Origin of the sequence: Arthrobacter sp. Soil782 (assembly GCF_001428435.1) — a bacterium.
GTDB classification, from domain to species: domain Bacteria; phylum Actinomycetota; class Actinomycetes; order Actinomycetales; family Micrococcaceae; genus Arthrobacter_D; species Arthrobacter_D parietis.
On the sequence record NZ_LMSO01000009.1, the window covers coordinates 279,814 to 295,891 of the forward strand.

The following is a 16,078-nucleotide window of genomic DNA, read 5'->3' on the forward strand; positions in this document are numbered from 1 at the left end:
ATCAACCATGTGTAGCAACCCGGTGGCGCGCACAAAAAAGGGGCCGACGTTGGGATGGGGGTGGCCCAGTCTCAGAGGCCGCCCAACGTCGGCCCCCGCTTTTGGGGCCATCAGGCCATGCAGTCCTGTTCGGAACTGCAGATCCAGTTTACCGCTATTTTCCCGCAGAATGAAACTTCTGCTGAGTGGTCAGCAAACCCTCCAGTACAACGCTTTCGACGGCGTCAGCCGCCTCTTCCAAAAGGATTGGAAGGTCCTTCTTTTCCGTGGAGCTGAAGTCGCGGAGCACGTAGTCCGCGGCTTCCTGCCGGCCCGGTGGACGGCCTACGCCCACGCGGATCCGCAGGTAGTCCTTGGTGCCGAGGGCCTTGCTCATATCCCGCAGTCCGTTGTGGCCGCCTTCTCCCCCGCCGATCTTGAGCTTGATCGTGTTGAAGGGGATGTCGATCTCATCATGCACCGCCACCACGTGGTCCGGCTCGATCCCGTAGAACTTCGCGAGCTGCGACACAGGCCCGCCGGTGAGGTTCATGTAGGTGAGCGGCTTGGCAAGGACCAGCTTCGGCCCGCCTATCCCCAGCCGTCCCTCGAGTACGACGGCGCGTGCCTTGGAGGTGCCGAACTTGCCACCCAGCCGCGCACCCAGCACGTCGAGGACCATCTGGCCCACATTGTGCCGGTTGCCGGAATAGCCGGGCCCGGGATTCCCGAGCCCGGCTATCAGCCAGGTGTTGTCAGACACTGGTGGGTGCTTAGGACTCTTCGGTGGCCGGAACCACATCGCCGGTGGCTTCCTCAGCGGAGGCGTCGCCGCCGTCGGAGTCAACGCCGGTCTCCGTGGCGGTCTCGCCCAGGTCTTCAACAACCGGCGAGGAAACGTTGATGATCAGCGTCTCTGCTTCGGTCAGGAGAGTAACGCCCTTGGGGAGGCGGATATCCGAGGCGTAAACGTGGTCGCCCACGCCGTGGCCGTCGAGGTTGACGGTCAGGGACTCGGGCAGGTGCGTTGCCTCGGCCTCGACGGTGACGGTGGTCTGCTCGAGGTTGGTGACAACTCCCGGCTTGGGCTCGCCCTCAACGTGGATGCTGACCTCAACCTGGACCTTCTCGCCGCGGCGGACGGTCAGCAGGTCAAGGTGCTCGACGATGCGCTTGAGGGTGTTGCGCTGCACGTCCTTGGCGAGGGCCAGGTGCGCTTCGCCGTCTACGTCGATGCTGAGCAGGGCGTTGGCGTGGCGGACGGCCAGGGTGGTTGCCTTGGCGGGAAGCAGCACGTGGATGGGGTCTGCGCCGTGGCCGTAGATGACGGCGGGGATCTTGTTGGCGCGGCGTGCCTGGCGGGCAGCGCCCTTACCGAAATCGGTGCGCAGTTCTGCGACGAGCTTCTGCTCGGACATGGTGTCTCCTGAGGTTAGGTTCTTGAGGGTTGTACCGAGCGATCCAACGAAGCCCGGCCACCCTCCCCTTACGCGAACATGCGCGTTGTCAGGAAAGCCGCCAGCCACCGTCGATAACGGAACATGCTCTGAGATCAGAGCAGGCGTTCCCTCGCCTAGGCATCGCAGACCAGCTTACCGCATGCAGACACATACGCAGTTCCGGGACCGTAGGCAGGTAGGCTCAGTACGCAGTCTCGTACGCTGCTGCCGGCGACTCCCCGCGCCCGGTAAGGACCTGTCAGGAATTGGGGCCATGACAACGGATACTCCGTTTCGCATTCTTGCCGTGTGCACCGGCAACATCTGCCGCTCCCCCATGGTGGAGCGTCTGCTGCAGAGCGCGTTCGCCCGGATTGCGCCCGGCGAGTTTGAAATCTCCAGTGCCGGTACGGGCGCGATGGTGGACTACCCCATTGACGCGCAGGTAGCCGGCTTTGTCCGCGTGTTCGACGGCGACTCCGAGAACTTCCGCGCCCGCCAGCTTGAGGAACGCATCCTGGAGGGCAAGGACCTGGTGCTGACCCTGACCCGCGAGCACCGCGGCCGCGTGATCGAGATGGCCCCTTCATTGCTGCGCAAGACCTTCACGCTGCGCGAGTTCGCTCGTCTCATCACCACCTTGGACGGCGACCCGTCCTTGGACGGCCCGCACCGCTGGCGCGCAATCATGCCGAAGGTGGTGCGAGCCCGCACTGTGCACCCTTCGGATCCAGCCGATGACGACGTGGTGGACCCCTACCGCCGCGCTGACGAGGTGTACCAGCAGATGGTGCGAGAACTGGTGCCGGCCGTGAAGACGCTGGTGGACTGGGAGTTCAACCACCGGTGATAGCGGAATCTCCAATGGTAGTACGACGACGGCGCTTCCTTGCCGTGCTGCTGGCCGGCTATCTGGTGGTGCTGTCGCTGATTGCGTATTGGCCGTCTCCGGTTGATGAAGGTGCGTCAGGCTTCATCAACCGCGCACTGCGCGTTCTTCATCGACTCGGGGTGCCGGGCTGGTTCGACTACAGCGTGATCGAGTCCGGAGCCAACGTGCTGCTGTTTATCCCGTTCGGCATACTGGTGGCTGCATTCCTGCCGTTGCGGCGTGCGTGGGTGGCTTTGCCGGCCGGAATCGTGTCGTCCATTTGCATTAAGGTAGGCCAGGAGCTGTTCCGTCCCGAGCGAGTCGCAACACCGCGGGATGTCCTGGCTAACGCACTCGGCGCCGCGATCGGCACGTTGTTGTGCACGGGTGGGCGCACACGAGAGACGAGGTTCGGGCCGAAGGGTGAAGGGCAGCGCCGCCATTGAGAGTGAACCAGTCAATCGCCAGGTGCCGGGCCACGCCCTGTCGTGAGAGACTCTCGCCTCCAGTAAAGTCGAGGACTAGCGAGAACATTCAATCGTGCGAAAGCCTAACGGCGCTCGCTACAAGCTCCGGCATGGGGGAGGCAACGAGATTATGCATAAGACGCAAAATGTCATTACATATGGGACCTTCGATTTATTTCATGAAGGGCACGTACGTCTGCTTGAGCGAGCTCGCTCTCTCGGAGACCGCCTGATCGTCGGCGTCACTACCGACAACTATGACGCTGCGCGCGGAAAGCTCAACGTGGAGCAAACGTTGATGGAACGAATTGAGAATGTCCGACGGAGCGGTCTCGCGGACGAAGTCCTCATTGAAGAATATGAAGGGCAAAAGATAAACGATATCCAGCAATACGAGGTCGACATCTTCGCGATCGGGTCGGATTGGGAGGGGAAGTTTGACTATCTTTCAGAGTACTGTGATGTTGTCTATCTGGAGCGCACAAAAGGTGTGTCCAGCACTCTTCTGCGGTCACAGGGAACGGACCTCATCGAAATCGGCATTGTTGGAGCCGGGCGAATTGCGGAACGCTTTGTATCTGAATCTTTATTTGTGAGCGGTGTGCATGTCGAGGGCGTGTTCAGCAGAACGAGAGAACGCACTATTGATTTCGCTGAACGGCATAGCTTAGAAATTGCAGCGAAATCCTACGAAGAGCTTCTTGAATCTTGTAATGCGATATATGTGGCGACTCCGCACACATCGCACTATAAATACGCGAAGGCTGCTCTTTCTGCAGGTAAGCACGTACTTTGTGAGAAACCCATCACGCTAGCATCGAGCGAAACCGATGAGCTATACCAACTAGCCTCAGATCGCAGTCTTGTATTGATTGAGGCAGTAAAAACAGCATACGCACCGGGATTTCAAAGAATGGTCGCACTCGCGAAGAGTGGATCGATAGGGCAAGTACGTTCAGTTGAAGCGACCTTCACCAAGCTCGTTTCTGGCGGACGAGAAATGGAGCGAGATGGTGGAAGTATTCTCGAGTTGAGCTCATATCCGCTCCTGGCGATTTTGAAAGTACTTGGACTGAATTATGATGAGATATCTGCGATGTCCTACAAAGGACAAACCGGCGTGGATCTTTTTTCAAAAATCGACCTGATCTACCCTCACGCGATCGCGAGCGCGCGAGTAGGAATAGGGGTTAAATCGGAGGGAGATTTGGTGATCTCGGGAACTAAAGGCTACCTCTATGCTCCTGCACCTTGGTGGAAGACCGAGCACTGCGAACTTCGATTCGAGGACTCGAGAGAGAACCGCAACTTCTATTTCAAGTTCGATGGTGATGGTCTCCGCTATGAAATAGCCGAGTTCGCGACAATGATCAAGAACAGCACATTCCAAACCTACAAGCTGTCCCCCGCCGAGTCGAAAGCTATAACGGAGATACAGCAAGTGGCGCTCTCTAACGCACGGCGTTTCGGAGCTTCGATCGAAAGTGTGAAGGTCTAACCCGTGTATCTCTCAAGAAGCCAGCAAGAGAAGCTCAAGCAAATTCAGTTGAGAATAGCGCGGGAATTTGACCGTGTGTGCAGCGAAAACGACATCGAATATTTTATTATAGCGGGCACGCTTCTGGGCGCTGTCCGCCACAAAGGATTTATACCTTGGGACGACGATCTCGATGTAGGAATGACCAGAGAGAATTTTGACAGATTCGCAGAAATTGCGGCTAGTAGGTTGGACTCAAATTTTGTATTCCAGACCTGGGGCGCGTCGGGAGGTTTGGGGCTACCCTACGCTAAGCTTCGCATGAAGAATACTAAATTCGTTGAAAGGGCATCAAAGAAATCATCCGGACCTCAAGGTGTGTATATAGATATTTTTCCTTTCGATAACGTCCCTCATTCACAGATTCTGCAGCGTGTTCAAAGCGGCGCAGCTTACGTTCTCAAGCGTCTGATCGTGACTAAGTATGGATACGATATGACCACAATGAGTGGAGCGCCAAAAAAGCTGATATACGGGCTTATCACTGCGTTGGCCTCTGTGATCCCACTCAAGCACATCAACCATTGGCTGGATCGCGAAATTAGGCGATACAACGCTACACCAACGTCGAGAATGACGGCATTCGGAGGATCGTACGGTTACTATAAGGAGGCGATACAATCTTCGTGGTCGCGAGAATTGGAAAGAATTACTTTTGGAGATCTAAAACTCCCCGCCTTCAAACGGTATGACGACTACCTTACGTCCTTGTACGGGAACTACATGGTTCCACCCCCGGTTGAATCGCGAGTATCCCGGCACGATCTCATTGAATTGATTCTCTAGAGTTCCAACAAATGAAGCTCAAGAGTTAGATGCAAGCATGGTGGACGAGCGAAGGTTTGGGATCCTTCCCGGCTTGCTGTCGTTGACAGCAAGGAACGCGTGGTCCTGCTAAGGTAAGTACGCTCAAATTCTACCTGAGCGGAATCCACTTGCCCTGATCTATGATCTATTGTGGTTATCCTGGACAGCGGATTTGATGGTTCCTCTATGCTGAAACGGCTGGCAGTTGGTAACTTCAACCTGACTCGAGCCACTTGGCTTAGTGACCGTTTTCGAGGCGGTTGAGGATCTCTTGGGCTGAGGTGGAGAGGTCTGCGGCGAGGGTGATCCGGTTCTGGTCCGGGGTATGATGTGACGCCAACAAAGCACCGGGACGACTGGACGCCGAAGAATCACCTAGCTATTGCACAGCTGCTGACTACTAATAGGGACCCGATCAGCTACACCACGAGACGCGCTAGTGAACCCCTTGGAGCAGCGATCCGCACCATCGTTGTGTACGACACGACGCTGTTCAACAGCAGACCAAATCCGCGCTAATTTCCCAGCGGACGACTGTGTCGTTTGCGCGCATAGCGATAGCTATCCGCTCTGTTGACGCCCACCGAATATATGGCCCGTAACGCCAGCTGTGAGGCCACTGACCATTATGGATGGTAATCACGTTGGATGTTGGGCGCAGTTACGCCCCCGATACCCGACGGAGAGAATCTCCAAGAGGAAGATGGCTAAACAGCTCGGTGTGTCCCGGGAACGGTTGACCGGGCGTTGGAGGCGGTGCGGCCGCCGCAGTATGAGCGGCCGCCTGCAGGTTTCGAGCTTAGATGCTTGAGCGGCGCAGGTGCGTGCCTTGTTGGTTCAAACGCCGACGATGCCGGCCTCGGTATTGGCTGAACGCGTCGGCTGGACGGGCTCTGCATCCTTGTTCCGGGACAAGGTTCGTGGCCTTCGTCCCGATATATGCCGGATCCGGTGGACCGGTTGGTCCATGAACCGGGTCAGGCGATGCAGTGCGATTTATGATTTCCCTGTGAGCCGCTGCGGCCCGGGCAGGAGGGCAAACCTCCGGTGTTGGTGATGACGAGCGCGTTCTCCGGATACAACCAGGCCAGAATGCTGCCGACCCGCACGACCTCTGATCTGTTGGGCGGGATGCGGTCATTGGTGCAGGAGGCCGGCAGTGCCTAAGCAGCTGTTCTGGGACAACGAGTCGTGGATCGGCCAAGGCAGGCTGACGGACCCGGCGGCGGCGTTCGCCGGCGTGCTGGGCTGCGAGATCCGGTAGTTGCCGCCACGGGATCCGAAATCCAAGGGCATCGTGGAGCGGATGAACCGTTACTTCCGGCAGGGCTTCATGCCCGGGCGGACATTCGCGTCCCCACTTATTTTCAATGACCAGCTCGCTGACTGGCTGCCGCGCGCGAACGCCTGGTACTCCCAGACCGGCACGGACGCCCGGCCGAGCTCTTCGTCCGAGACCGACACGGGCAAGGGTTTGGGGAGATTTTGGCCGCGGCGCTGTGGCCCGCGGGGTTCTACGGCGGAACCGGACCCTAACCGGGCAGAATGTGCTCGTCCGCACCGGCAGTGCCGGTGCCTCACGGAAACCTCTGGCTTTCGGTTGGAGTTAGGCCGCCCAGGCGCCCATCATCCGGATTATCTAACGCCCACTCATGTGTTTCGCTTAGTTCCCGCTCCGAGGGCTGCTTCGAATACCGCTGCGAAAGCCTCTGGAGTGTTAGACATTATTTCCGGAGTGTCAATCGGTCCAGTCCAGGCTTCCCGACTGCTCGCCATGCTGATTGCTAAGCTCTCGATGTCGACGTCGCTGATATAAACTCCCCGCATGCTTTCAACTGAGGCAGCAACACCGCAGCGCTGACCTACGACACAGTGCAGACCCGCTGCCAAAGCCTCGTTGACTACTAACCCCCACACCTCGCTTAGTGATGAAAGCACCAAAGTGTCGTGCTGGACCATGACTTGCGGTAGAGCAGCATAAGCAACTGGGCCTAAGAAGACTACCTGGTTACCTAACCCGAGGGAATCGGCTTGCTCTCGCAAGTTCGCCCGCAACTCTCCCTCTCCAACGATTGTGAGAGTGTCATTCGGTAATCTAATCCGGTGGAAGGCAGAGATTATACTAGCGACATTTTTCAAACCGATTAAACGTCCAACGTAAAGAAACTTATGCCCTTCCCGCTTCTTCTCGCTCCTATGCCATCGTGCCTCGTGAAAAGCGGCGACATCCACAGCATTGAAGCCTTCAAAAATCTTTGTGTCTTTGACGCCCATCTTTCGGACCGCCATTGCGGCAGATGGACCAGGCACTACCACGGCATCTAGCGAACGAAAGAAAAACTTCCTAGCACCGGCTACCAACCCCACTTTGTGGGTTTGCGATTGAGGAGTAGATTCGTAGAATCCAATTGTTCTGATCCCTTTGATCTTTGCGGTCATGAGGGCTTGCCAGTAAGCTGGTTCCTGCCATCCTCCCAGAATCAAGTTCCCCGCTGATGGGAACTGTCTAATAGTCATGGAGGAAGCTAAAAGATACACCGGTCGAGTAATTCTCGAGACCCTGCGCGATCTGAGTACTTTGATGGAGAAGTTGTCGCTATTCCTCTCCTTCGGAGCCCACTCGTCTCCACGATTTTTTCCGTCGAGATGAAAATGTTCGGAACCGACCAACACAGCTACTTCCAACGAATAACGCTCAGCCAGCTGCCTCCAGACCGGCATTCTGTAGGGCGCCGCAAAGTTGGTGATCCAAAGAACTCGGTACTCTTCGGCCGCTTCTCCACCTGTCTTTCTGCTTTGCCAGCCTGTCAACTTATCCTCCATCGTCGAAATGAAATGAAATGAATAGAAAGGCCCATCACTGGCTGTCGACAGCACTACGCTCCTGTGATTCATGCGGACGTTTCAACTCCCGGACCGCAATAAGCAAGAAGGCGGCAAGTTGAGCTGTTTGGCTCGAGAGAACCGCCAGCGCACATGCGACAGCCCCCAAAGAAGGTGCCAGAAGTGCCACAAGAACGAGTTGAAGAACGACCAAGAAGGAGAGTACGAAAGCCGCCGCTCTATCCCGACCTAGGTACTGCAGCGCGACGAAAAGTGGCTGATTCAACACGCCGGGTATTGCTGCCAAAGCGAGGATGGTCAATACTATCCCGGCACTCTCGTATGCTTCGCCTAGGACTGTAACGACCAGCCAGGGAGCAAGTAGAGCTAGGCAGCAGGAACCGCCGACTGCGACCACCGGAATCCAGACCGCTTGACGCAATATCTTCCACGACTCCCGAGCGTGTGTGGTGCGGGCAATGAAGGGCGCTGACGCAGAGGCGAAGGACGCGGCCAAGATAGTTACCGGCTGCACCCATTTGTTCACAGCGCCGTAGATGCCAGCAGCGGATGGAGCCGCCAGAGCACTAAGGATAATGACGTCCATCGTCTGTATTGCAATGAAGGAGGACGAGACGCCGAAGTTGCGTGCGCCCGACCAGGGCCACCGGAATGCAAATGGACGAGCGTGAGGCCGACGGGAACTAGGAGTTAAGTAGCGCGCGAGAACAGCAGAACCGATTGGACCAACGAATAAAGCAACAACCAAAGCCTCAGGAGCTGGGACTCCAAGAGCAGTGCTTATGAAGTAGGCCAGAACTGCTGAACAGCGGTCAAAGATGACGACGATCGAAGCTAGGTGTCCGAGAGCAGCTCCACGAAGGGGAGTCTGGGCGGCTTGTCCGACCAGCGTTGCAAATCCCAGTAACCCTGCAGTCCATAGAAGTGTCCCCGGTACGACAATCGCCAGAGATACCGCTAGACATACAGATGCGACAAGGCCTATCGCGATTTTAGAAATGAGGAGTATCCCAAGCTCACGAGTCTGCATGACGCCGCGCGCGATTCCGCGCACCCAGTACGAGTTGGTGCCGAAATCTGTTAGACCCGCTAACGCAACTCCTAAAGCCATTGCAGACACGACAATGCCCAAAGAAGCTGGATCTGTGGCGCGTGCTGCAAGCGCGAAGATCAAGGCGATGGTGAGCTGAGCGAGGCCAGCAGAGACCGCCAAGAAGAGCGCCTGTCCGCCCACCGTTCTCAGTCGGGCCCGCTTCAACAGTCTCATCTGCCGCCCAATAGGGGGCTAGTGAAAGAATCCGTGCCGAGGGCGCGAGGGTGCCCGGGACCCCGCCTGTCAAGTGCTCGCTTCAAAGCGACGCTCAGGTCTCCTTGGTTGAGTGGCGCCCATTCTCCGAGACCTGGCGAAGCTGCTAACTCACGACGCAAGGTTTTCGCTCCCCCCGCAACGATCCCTGTGCCGGCAGCGACAGCTTTTCCGAACAGTCCGCTTGACCCCTCATTGCTATGTGCCATGACCACCGTATCGACAGCGGCCACCGCCGAATCGAGTTCATTCTCGGTAAGGAACCTATCCAATAAAACAACCTTAGCGCCCGCAGCGCGGAGCTGACCTAAAAATGGTTTCGATTCCTCCAGCACTTCAGGCGCACATTTGCCGGCGATTAACAGTCCGATTCGGCGGCCTGATTTCAACCCGGACAAACTGCGCAGCACCAGAGGTAAATTCTTCCTCTTATCCACAAAACCGAGTACGGAGAACCAATGTTGTGGGGTTGTTAATCCCCACTCATCCCGAAGTTTCCCTACTGATTGAGCTGTTACGCGCAACGTAACCGGGTCGTTCGCCGTCGTCAGGCTGGATCGGCCCTGCCAGAGCGCAGTCTTCAGAAGGACTATATTTGCGTCACTTGCGCGATCCGCCCAGTGATGAATCAACCATTTTGCGATATTCACGACTACGGCTCTGCCTGGGATTCTGTTCGACTGAGCCTTCTCGCGAAGTACGAGCACGTTCAGGGTCCCGGGGCCACGCCATCTGACGGATGTAGCCATTTTGCGCGCCAGACCGTCGCCGTCCGGCACCACCAGCACGTCGGCCACGAGACCGACGGATAGCTCACGCAACTTGATCAGGTCTAGAGGAGTACCCCGCTGCGGCAGGAACCGCAACCTGAATTGCTCAATCAACGGAGCGAGTTGAACTTCGTACTCAGCGCTGTGTATCGCTTCTTCGGTCAGGATAACGAAAACATCGTTCCCGCGCCGCGCGGCTTCTTCGACGAGAAGCCGCACGTAGTACAGGCGATGGCCAGTGAAATTCGGTTCGACAATTACCACTCGGCGCTTTTTCGTAGCTTGATCACACACGTTTATCGTTTCCTACTAGACATTAGTCGCCCCTCATACGGTCGGGCGAAGCTTCCAAGAATAATCGACGAATCAGCCCGGAGCGGTGTAATTTTCTTGCAGCTCATGTACAACAGCATCCATGGAAAAAATTTTTCGCGCTGCCTGACTGGCACGGTGTCCTGTGTCTTCCCGAAGAATGGGATCCCCGAGAAACTCCTCCACTGCAGAAACGAGCCCCTCAAGGGATCCGTCGAAAAGCGCGCCTGAGCGGGTCTCTCTAATGTGGTTGGCGAGTCCGCAGGAACTGCTGATCACCACGGGTAAACCTACGGACATCGCCTCGAGCACTGCCATGGGGAAAGTTTCGTCGACAGAAGGGAGCACATATACGTCCGCTTTGGCCATACGTGCAAGCGTCTCCGAGGGGCCGATTGGACCTTCCCAACGAACGTTGTTCCCCAGATCCGCCTTCATGAGCGCGTCCCGGACCTCATCACCAGAACCCTCATCTGGCCCCACGAGGGTGAATCGAGCATGTGGGAACCTTCCAATCAACCGTTCCGCCATACGAATGAAGTGCATGGGCCGCTTGATGGCATGCAGCCGCGCTAGAAATAGTACTTCCGTGTGCTCATTCCGTTGCCGTTGAATTTCTGTGCCGGGTACTCCATTGGGGAGGAACTTCAAGCGGAGATCTCCACCAGCCACGCTAACTAGATCGTCCGCTTCGCGCTCTGTCAGATAAAAGATCTGCCGAGCTCGTCGTAGTACAGGTTTGGTGAGGAACCGATCCAGAGGCTTGGAAAGAAAATGTTCCGACTCGTTAATCATCCCGTGCGTTTGGAGCACGTACGGGGTGCCCGTAGCCCTGGCTATGGCGGCAGCTGGCAGTGTCACCAAGTCTCTTGCCAGATGAACATGCACGATGTCGGCGGTCCGGATGACTCTGGTAAGCCATGCCCATAACGACGGCGCAGCTATTCCAGCGAAACCGGTGCCTGGAAGTAGGGTACGCGCAGGAAAGAGCGTTACTGGGGATCCAGAAAACTCTTTGGGCAGACAAGGACCGAACCCCCTGGCGGCAGCAACTAGCTGCACATCATGGCCAGCAGCCCGCAACGCGTCAGCCTGATTGATTGCCACCCGAACGGGCCCACCATAAGCCCCATCCGGAGAGATAAGCGTAGCTATCTGGAGAATCTTCAAAGCTCCGAACCTCTCCATTGCTGCTTCGGAAGTGGAGCTAGGGCCCTGCTTCCCGCCGGCACATCCCTAACCACTAGCGCCGTAGCTCCGACGACTGCGTCTTTTCCCACTGTCACGCCTCGGAGTACGGTGGCTCTGGCTGCGATCCAAGCTCCGTCCTCCACCTTGATAGGCGCGTTATCGAACTCGAAGCTGCGAGACTTGGCATCGTGACTGCCCGTGCAAATGAATGCTGATTGGGAAACACATACGTCTTGCCCAATCGCGATCTGTTCCAGGTTCAGCAGCCAGACATCAACTCCAATCCAGGAGTTATCTCCAATGGACAGCTTCCAGGGCCAGTGAACTCGCACGCCTTCACGAATGAGAACCCCATTGCCAATATTGGCTCCGAACGCCCGCAGCACCCTCACTCGCAAACGGGAAGGGCACCAAATGCGTTGAACGATTAGGGATGAGACCATCACCCAAAGGACCTGCACTACTTTGCTTCGACCCTTAACATACCCATTGCCAGTGAAAAGACTGAGGTGGCGAAAATGGCTCATCTGCATACAGACTTGCGTCGTGGAGCAGCGGGCGTCCCCAAATCAGACACTTCACGTCCAGCCCATCGCCTCCAGTCGTTCACGCCGCCGGTACGCCTGCTTAGATGACGAGGTCGTCGCGCTCGAATCTCTCTTGAATCCGCCTCCAGATTCGTTCCGGTCAGGAGTCCCTGCTCGATGCAGCATGGACGTCCCAGTAGAAATGGTGCAGGTCCAAGGAACCGCCGGCCTACTGACGTTGGTAAGACACAGTTGGTTGCGCGGGCCAGCGACATAGCTACACCTTCCGGATACGGCGCTGAAATGCTGACTTTCACAACAAGGTCTCTCTAGTCGTTCATCACCTGAGGAGCGAGGAGGAACTCACCGTCCGGATTCAGGCTACTCGACGGACGCGGGAGCGCGTAGTTTTGGACGGAAGCTACACAATCGCTGAACAGTCTCGCATGCAGGGCTGTGCCGCTACCGGAGCACGTGACTCGCTCCCTAGCTTGTAACAGAACAGGTAGTTCTGCTGCTGGGCGATCACGCAATCTACTCGTGACACTGCTCGTCCACAGTTCTCGTGCCGCGCAAGAAAGCGGTCTCGCGACGTGTGGCTATCATGGATGTCTATTCTTGAGACCGTGAATCCCTCCAAGTTGCGTGTGTCTATCCTCGCCCTCAATTACTCGCCTGAGTCAACAGGCATCGCCCCGTACGTGACCCGGTTGGCCGAAGGACTCGCTGCGGAAGGCCACGATGTACAAGCTATCGTAGGCTTCCCCCACTACCCGGAATGGAAGCCCAGAGAGGGTTACGGAGGATGGCAAAAGCGAGAAGTTCTAAATGGCGTCCGCATAAAGCGCCTCCGTCAATACATCCCCGGAACGCCGACGACGATGAGACGAATGCATCTTGAACTCAGCTTCGGAGCCAGGCTTCTCTTTGCTCGCTGGGGGAACCCGGATGTTGTTCTGATGGTTACTCCGGCGCTCTTCTCGAGCGCCCTCGCGCTCCTGCGCCTTCGACTGAGCCGACGACGACCCGCAATAGGCATTTGGGTGCAGGATATTTACAGTCGCGGCCTCGAAGAGATCCGTCAGGGATCTTCGACCTTGGTTTCAATGATGCGGCGCTTGGAAGGGCTTGTGCTCCGCTCGGCCACTGGCGTATGCGTCATACATGAACGGTTCAGGGATTACGCTGTCACCGGTCTGGGAGTGAGGAACCAAGACGTAGTAGTTATACGCAATTGGACCCACATTGCGGTGGAAAGCTCGATAGACCGATCCGCCGTCCGAGAGAGGCTGGGCTGGGCCGACCACGATGTAGTGGTACTACACGCTGGAAACATGGGGGCGAAACAGGGACTCGAGAATGTCGTGCGGGCAGCGGCCATATCTGATCAATCACGTTCGCGGGTGCGTTTCGCACTTCTTGGAGATGGCAATCAGCGACGGCACATCGAAGACATAGCTCAAGGAATTAATCGCATCCAGTTCATCGATCCACTGCCTGACGACGAGTTCGAAGCAGCCTTAAGTGCTGCGGATATGCTACTAGTGAATGAGCTGCCCGGGCTGAGGGAGACCGCTGTACCAAGCAAGCTAACGTCATACTTCGCTACTGGACTTCCGGTGGTAGCCGCAACCGACGTCAACAGCACGACAGCAGGGGAATTAGCGAAATCCCGGGGCGGCGTTCGAATTGAACCCGACAACCCGTCAGCCCTAGTCCAGATTGCGGAAACTCTCGCTGCCGATCAGGAGCTTTCACAGGCGCTCGGTCACGCGGGTAGGATGTACGCTACGAATTATCTGTCTGAAGACGCCGCTATACTTGCCCATGGCGCCTGGTTACACTCGCTCCGGGCAAGCAAGAACACCGCTTCATCGACTGGCTTGAAGTGAAGCTGAAACGAAACAGGGGGACTCGCGTTGACTAAGCGCGCTTTCATTACCGGCATCACCGGCCAAGACGGCTCCTACCTTGCAGAACTCCTCCTCAAGAAGGGATACGAGGTTCATGGCCTGATCCGGCGAGCGTCTACGTTCAACACAGCGCGGGTAGACCACCTCTATATTGATCCACATGATCCCAGCGCGAAACTTTTTCTCCATTATGGCGACCTCAGCGATGGTGCCCGGCTAGTAACACTCCTCGCCGAAATCAAGCCGGACGAGGTCTACAACTTGGCGGCTCAGTCTCATGTACGTGTCTCGTTTGAGGAACCCGAGCACACTGGCGACACAACTGGTATGGGCTCTATACGTCTGCTTGAAGCCGTACGAATGGCCGGCATAGATACGCGCTTCTATCAAGCATCGAGTTCCGAGATGTTTGGTGCCACCCCACCTCCACAGGATGAAAACACTCCGTTCTACCCTCGCTCTCCGTACGGAGCAGCAAAGGTGTACAGCTACTGGGTTACAAAAAACTATCGCGAAGCGTACGGCATGTTCGCGGTGAACGGCATTCTTTTCAACCACGAATCTCCACGGCGGGGTGAGACCTTCGTAACTCGCAAGATCACCCGCGCAGTAGCCGCGATAAAAGCTGGCAAACAGGGTGTCCTGTACATGGGCAACCTCGACGCGATCCGCGATTGGGGTTATGCCGCTGAGTACGTTGAAGGCATGTGGCGCATGCTCCAAGTTGATGAACCCGACGACTTTGTACTTGCAACCGGCGCCGGCTACTCCGTGCGTGATTTCCTACAAGTCTCTTTCCAGCATGCTGGCTTGAATTGGGAGAATCACGTGAAGTTCGACGAGCGCTACCTTCGTCCCACAGAAGTAGACGCTCTCATCGGAGACGCTTCCAAAGCTCACAGCAAACTTGGCTGGAAGGCAACGATCGAAACCCCAGAACTCGCGCGTATCATGGTCGACGCCGATATCGAAGCACTTAAGCATGCGGGCAATCACTGGATTGATGAAGTCAAGCTGGGAAGCTGGGAGAAATAGGTGTCCGTCAAGAACCTCAGCATCACTAGTGCTGGTGATGATGTCGACTTCACGCCGGCTCCCCTCGATCGGAATTCCAAGTTCTACGTCGCAGGGCATCACGGCCTGGTTGGCTCAGCGATCTGGCGGCGGTTGGAATCAGAGGGCTTTACGAAACTTGTCGGACGGACGTCGTCAGAACTCGATCTGAAGGATCGCGACGCCGTCTTCGCATTTTTCGCGGAAACAAAACCACGCTATGTCATCCTTGCAGCTGCCAAGGTCGGTGGAATCCTTGCCAACAAGACCTACCCTGTTGACTTCCTGAGCGACAACCTTCGGATACAGGTGAACGTGCTGGATGCCGCTCGAGATCACGGTGTGGAGCGCCTGCTCTTTCTAGGATCATCGTGCATTTATCCGAAGTTCGCTGAACAACCGATCAAGGAGGAATACCTTCTCACCGGTCATTTGGAGCAGACCAATGACTCCTATGCCATCGCGAAAATTGCTGGCATCCTGCAGGTTCAGGCCGTTCGGAGACAATACGGGTTGCCGTGGATTTCGGCCATGCCAACGAACCTTTACGGACCGGGAGACAACTTCTCTCCTAAGGGATCGCACGTGCTCCCGGCACTGATCAGACGCTATGACGAGGCTGTTCAAGACGGAACGCGTACCGTAACAAACTGGGGAACGGGTTCGCCAAGACGTGAGTTCCTCCACGTTGACGACATGGCATCGGCCTGTTTGCACCTTCTGGAAAACTACGACGGCCCGGACCAGGTCAACGTAGGCACAGGAAATGACGTCACTATCAAAGAGCTAGCAGGAATCGTTGCAGAAGCTGTTGGCTACGATGGCACGATGGAATGGGATAGCTCTAAACCAGACGGCACACCCCAGAAATTGCTTGACGTATCGAAATTGGCGAAGGCCGGGTGGAAGGCGCAGATCGGTCTCGACAAGGGCGTTCAGCACACGGTCCAGTGGTTCCGGGCGAATGCGAAGGATATTCGCGGATAAGTCACGGCGCCCGACGCTTCCTTGATAATGAGGGATTCTTGGCCATGAAATTGAAGTGCTGTCGTAATGGCAGCC

General features: G+C 56.6%; 13 protein-coding genes. 7 read left to right on the plus strand and 6 right to left on the minus strand.

The window, feature by feature from the left end; all coding sequences use genetic code 11:
- Positions 1 to 154: 154 nt before the first annotated feature.
- The gene (gene pth / locus ASH00_RS11965; protein WP_235563280.1) at positions 155 to 742 is read right to left on the minus strand and encodes an aminoacyl-tRNA hydrolase; all 588 of its coding nucleotides are present in this window, start codon (positions 740 to 742) and stop codon (positions 155 to 157) included.
- A gap of 10 nt (positions 743 to 752) precedes the next feature.
- Positions 753 to 1,397: a 50S ribosomal protein L25/general stress protein Ctc gene (locus ASH00_RS11970; RefSeq protein WP_056548757.1), complete on the minus strand. Its 645-nt coding sequence runs from the start codon at positions 1,395 to 1,397 to the stop codon at positions 753 to 755.
- Positions 1,398 to 1,692: 295 nt separating this feature from the next.
- Here ASH00_RS11970 and ASH00_RS11975 point away from each other — a divergent pair, with 295 nt between their 5' ends.
- The 4 genes from ASH00_RS11975 to ASH00_RS11990 all read left to right on the plus strand — a co-directional run bounded on the left by ASH00_RS11975 (position 1,693) and on the right by ASH00_RS11990 (position 5,079).
- On the plus strand, positions 1,693 to 2,268 hold the full coding sequence (locus ASH00_RS11975; protein WP_056548759.1) for an arsenate reductase/protein-tyrosine-phosphatase family protein: 576 nt from the start codon (positions 1,693 to 1,695) through the stop codon (positions 2,266 to 2,268).
- 14 nt (positions 2,269 to 2,282) lie between these two features.
- Positions 2,283 to 2,735, plus strand: coding sequence for a VanZ family protein (locus tag ASH00_RS11980; RefSeq protein WP_056548761.1), 453 nt, complete (start codon positions 2,283 to 2,285; stop codon positions 2,733 to 2,735).
- Positions 2,736 to 2,829: 94 nt separating this feature from the next.
- The gene (locus ASH00_RS11985; RefSeq protein ID WP_235563281.1) at positions 2,830 to 4,254 is read left to right on the plus strand and encodes a Gfo/Idh/MocA family oxidoreductase; all 1,425 of its coding nucleotides are present in this window, start codon (positions 2,830 to 2,832) and stop codon (positions 4,252 to 4,254) included.
- 3 nt (positions 4,255 to 4,257) lie between these two features.
- Positions 4,258 to 5,079, plus strand: coding sequence for a LicD family protein (locus ASH00_RS11990; RefSeq protein WP_056548765.1), 822 nt, complete (start codon positions 4,258 to 4,260; stop codon positions 5,077 to 5,079).
- A gap of 1,671 nt (positions 5,080 to 6,750) precedes the next feature.
- Here the strand turns inward: ASH00_RS11990 and ASH00_RS11995 are convergent.
- The 4 genes from ASH00_RS11995 to ASH00_RS16455 all read right to left on the minus strand — a co-directional run bounded on the left by ASH00_RS11995 (position 6,751) and on the right by ASH00_RS16455 (position 12,056).
- On the minus strand, positions 6,751 to 7,995 hold the full coding sequence (locus ASH00_RS11995; RefSeq protein WP_082566085.1) for a glycosyltransferase: 1,245 nt from the start codon (positions 7,993 to 7,995) through the stop codon (positions 6,751 to 6,753).
- A 1,212-nt stretch (positions 7,996 to 9,207) separates the two neighbouring features.
- Positions 9,208 to 10,284, minus strand: coding sequence for a hypothetical protein (locus ASH00_RS12005; RefSeq protein WP_157359104.1), 1,077 nt, complete (start codon positions 10,282 to 10,284; stop codon positions 9,208 to 9,210).
- A 102-nt stretch (positions 10,285 to 10,386) separates the two neighbouring features.
- Positions 10,387 to 11,502 (minus strand): glycosyltransferase, encoded by a 1,116-nt coding sequence (locus tag ASH00_RS12010; RefSeq protein WP_056549249.1) that lies wholly within the window; start codon positions 11,500 to 11,502, stop codon positions 10,387 to 10,389.
- Entirely contained in the window at positions 11,499 to 12,056 is a 558-nt protein-coding gene (locus tag ASH00_RS16455; protein WP_327019692.1) for a WcaF family extracellular polysaccharide biosynthesis acetyltransferase, read from the minus strand. Before ASH00_RS16455 ends, ASH00_RS12010 begins: the two co-directional genes overlap by 4 nt.
- Positions 12,057 to 12,658: 602 nt before the next feature.
- On the opposite strand from ASH00_RS16455, the gene ASH00_RS12015 reads away from it, so the two are divergent.
- The 3 genes from ASH00_RS12015 to ASH00_RS12025 are packed head-to-tail and all read left to right on the plus strand — an operon-like array spanning position 12,659 to position 16,003.
- The gene (locus ASH00_RS12015) at positions 12,659 to 13,942 is read left to right on the plus strand and encodes a glycosyltransferase family 4 protein (protein WP_082566086.1); all 1,284 of its coding nucleotides are present in this window, start codon (positions 12,659 to 12,661) and stop codon (positions 13,940 to 13,942) included.
- Between the two features lie 27 nt (positions 13,943 to 13,969).
- Positions 13,970 to 14,998, plus strand: a complete 1,029-nt coding sequence (gene gmd, locus ASH00_RS12020; RefSeq protein WP_056548773.1) for a GDP-mannose 4,6-dehydratase — start codon at positions 13,970 to 13,972, stop codon at positions 14,996 to 14,998.
- Positions 14,999 to 16,003, plus strand: a complete 1,005-nt coding sequence (locus ASH00_RS12025; RefSeq protein WP_056548775.1) for a GDP-L-fucose synthase family protein — start codon at positions 14,999 to 15,001, stop codon at positions 16,001 to 16,003.
- Positions 16,004 to 16,078 lie beyond the last annotated feature (75 nt).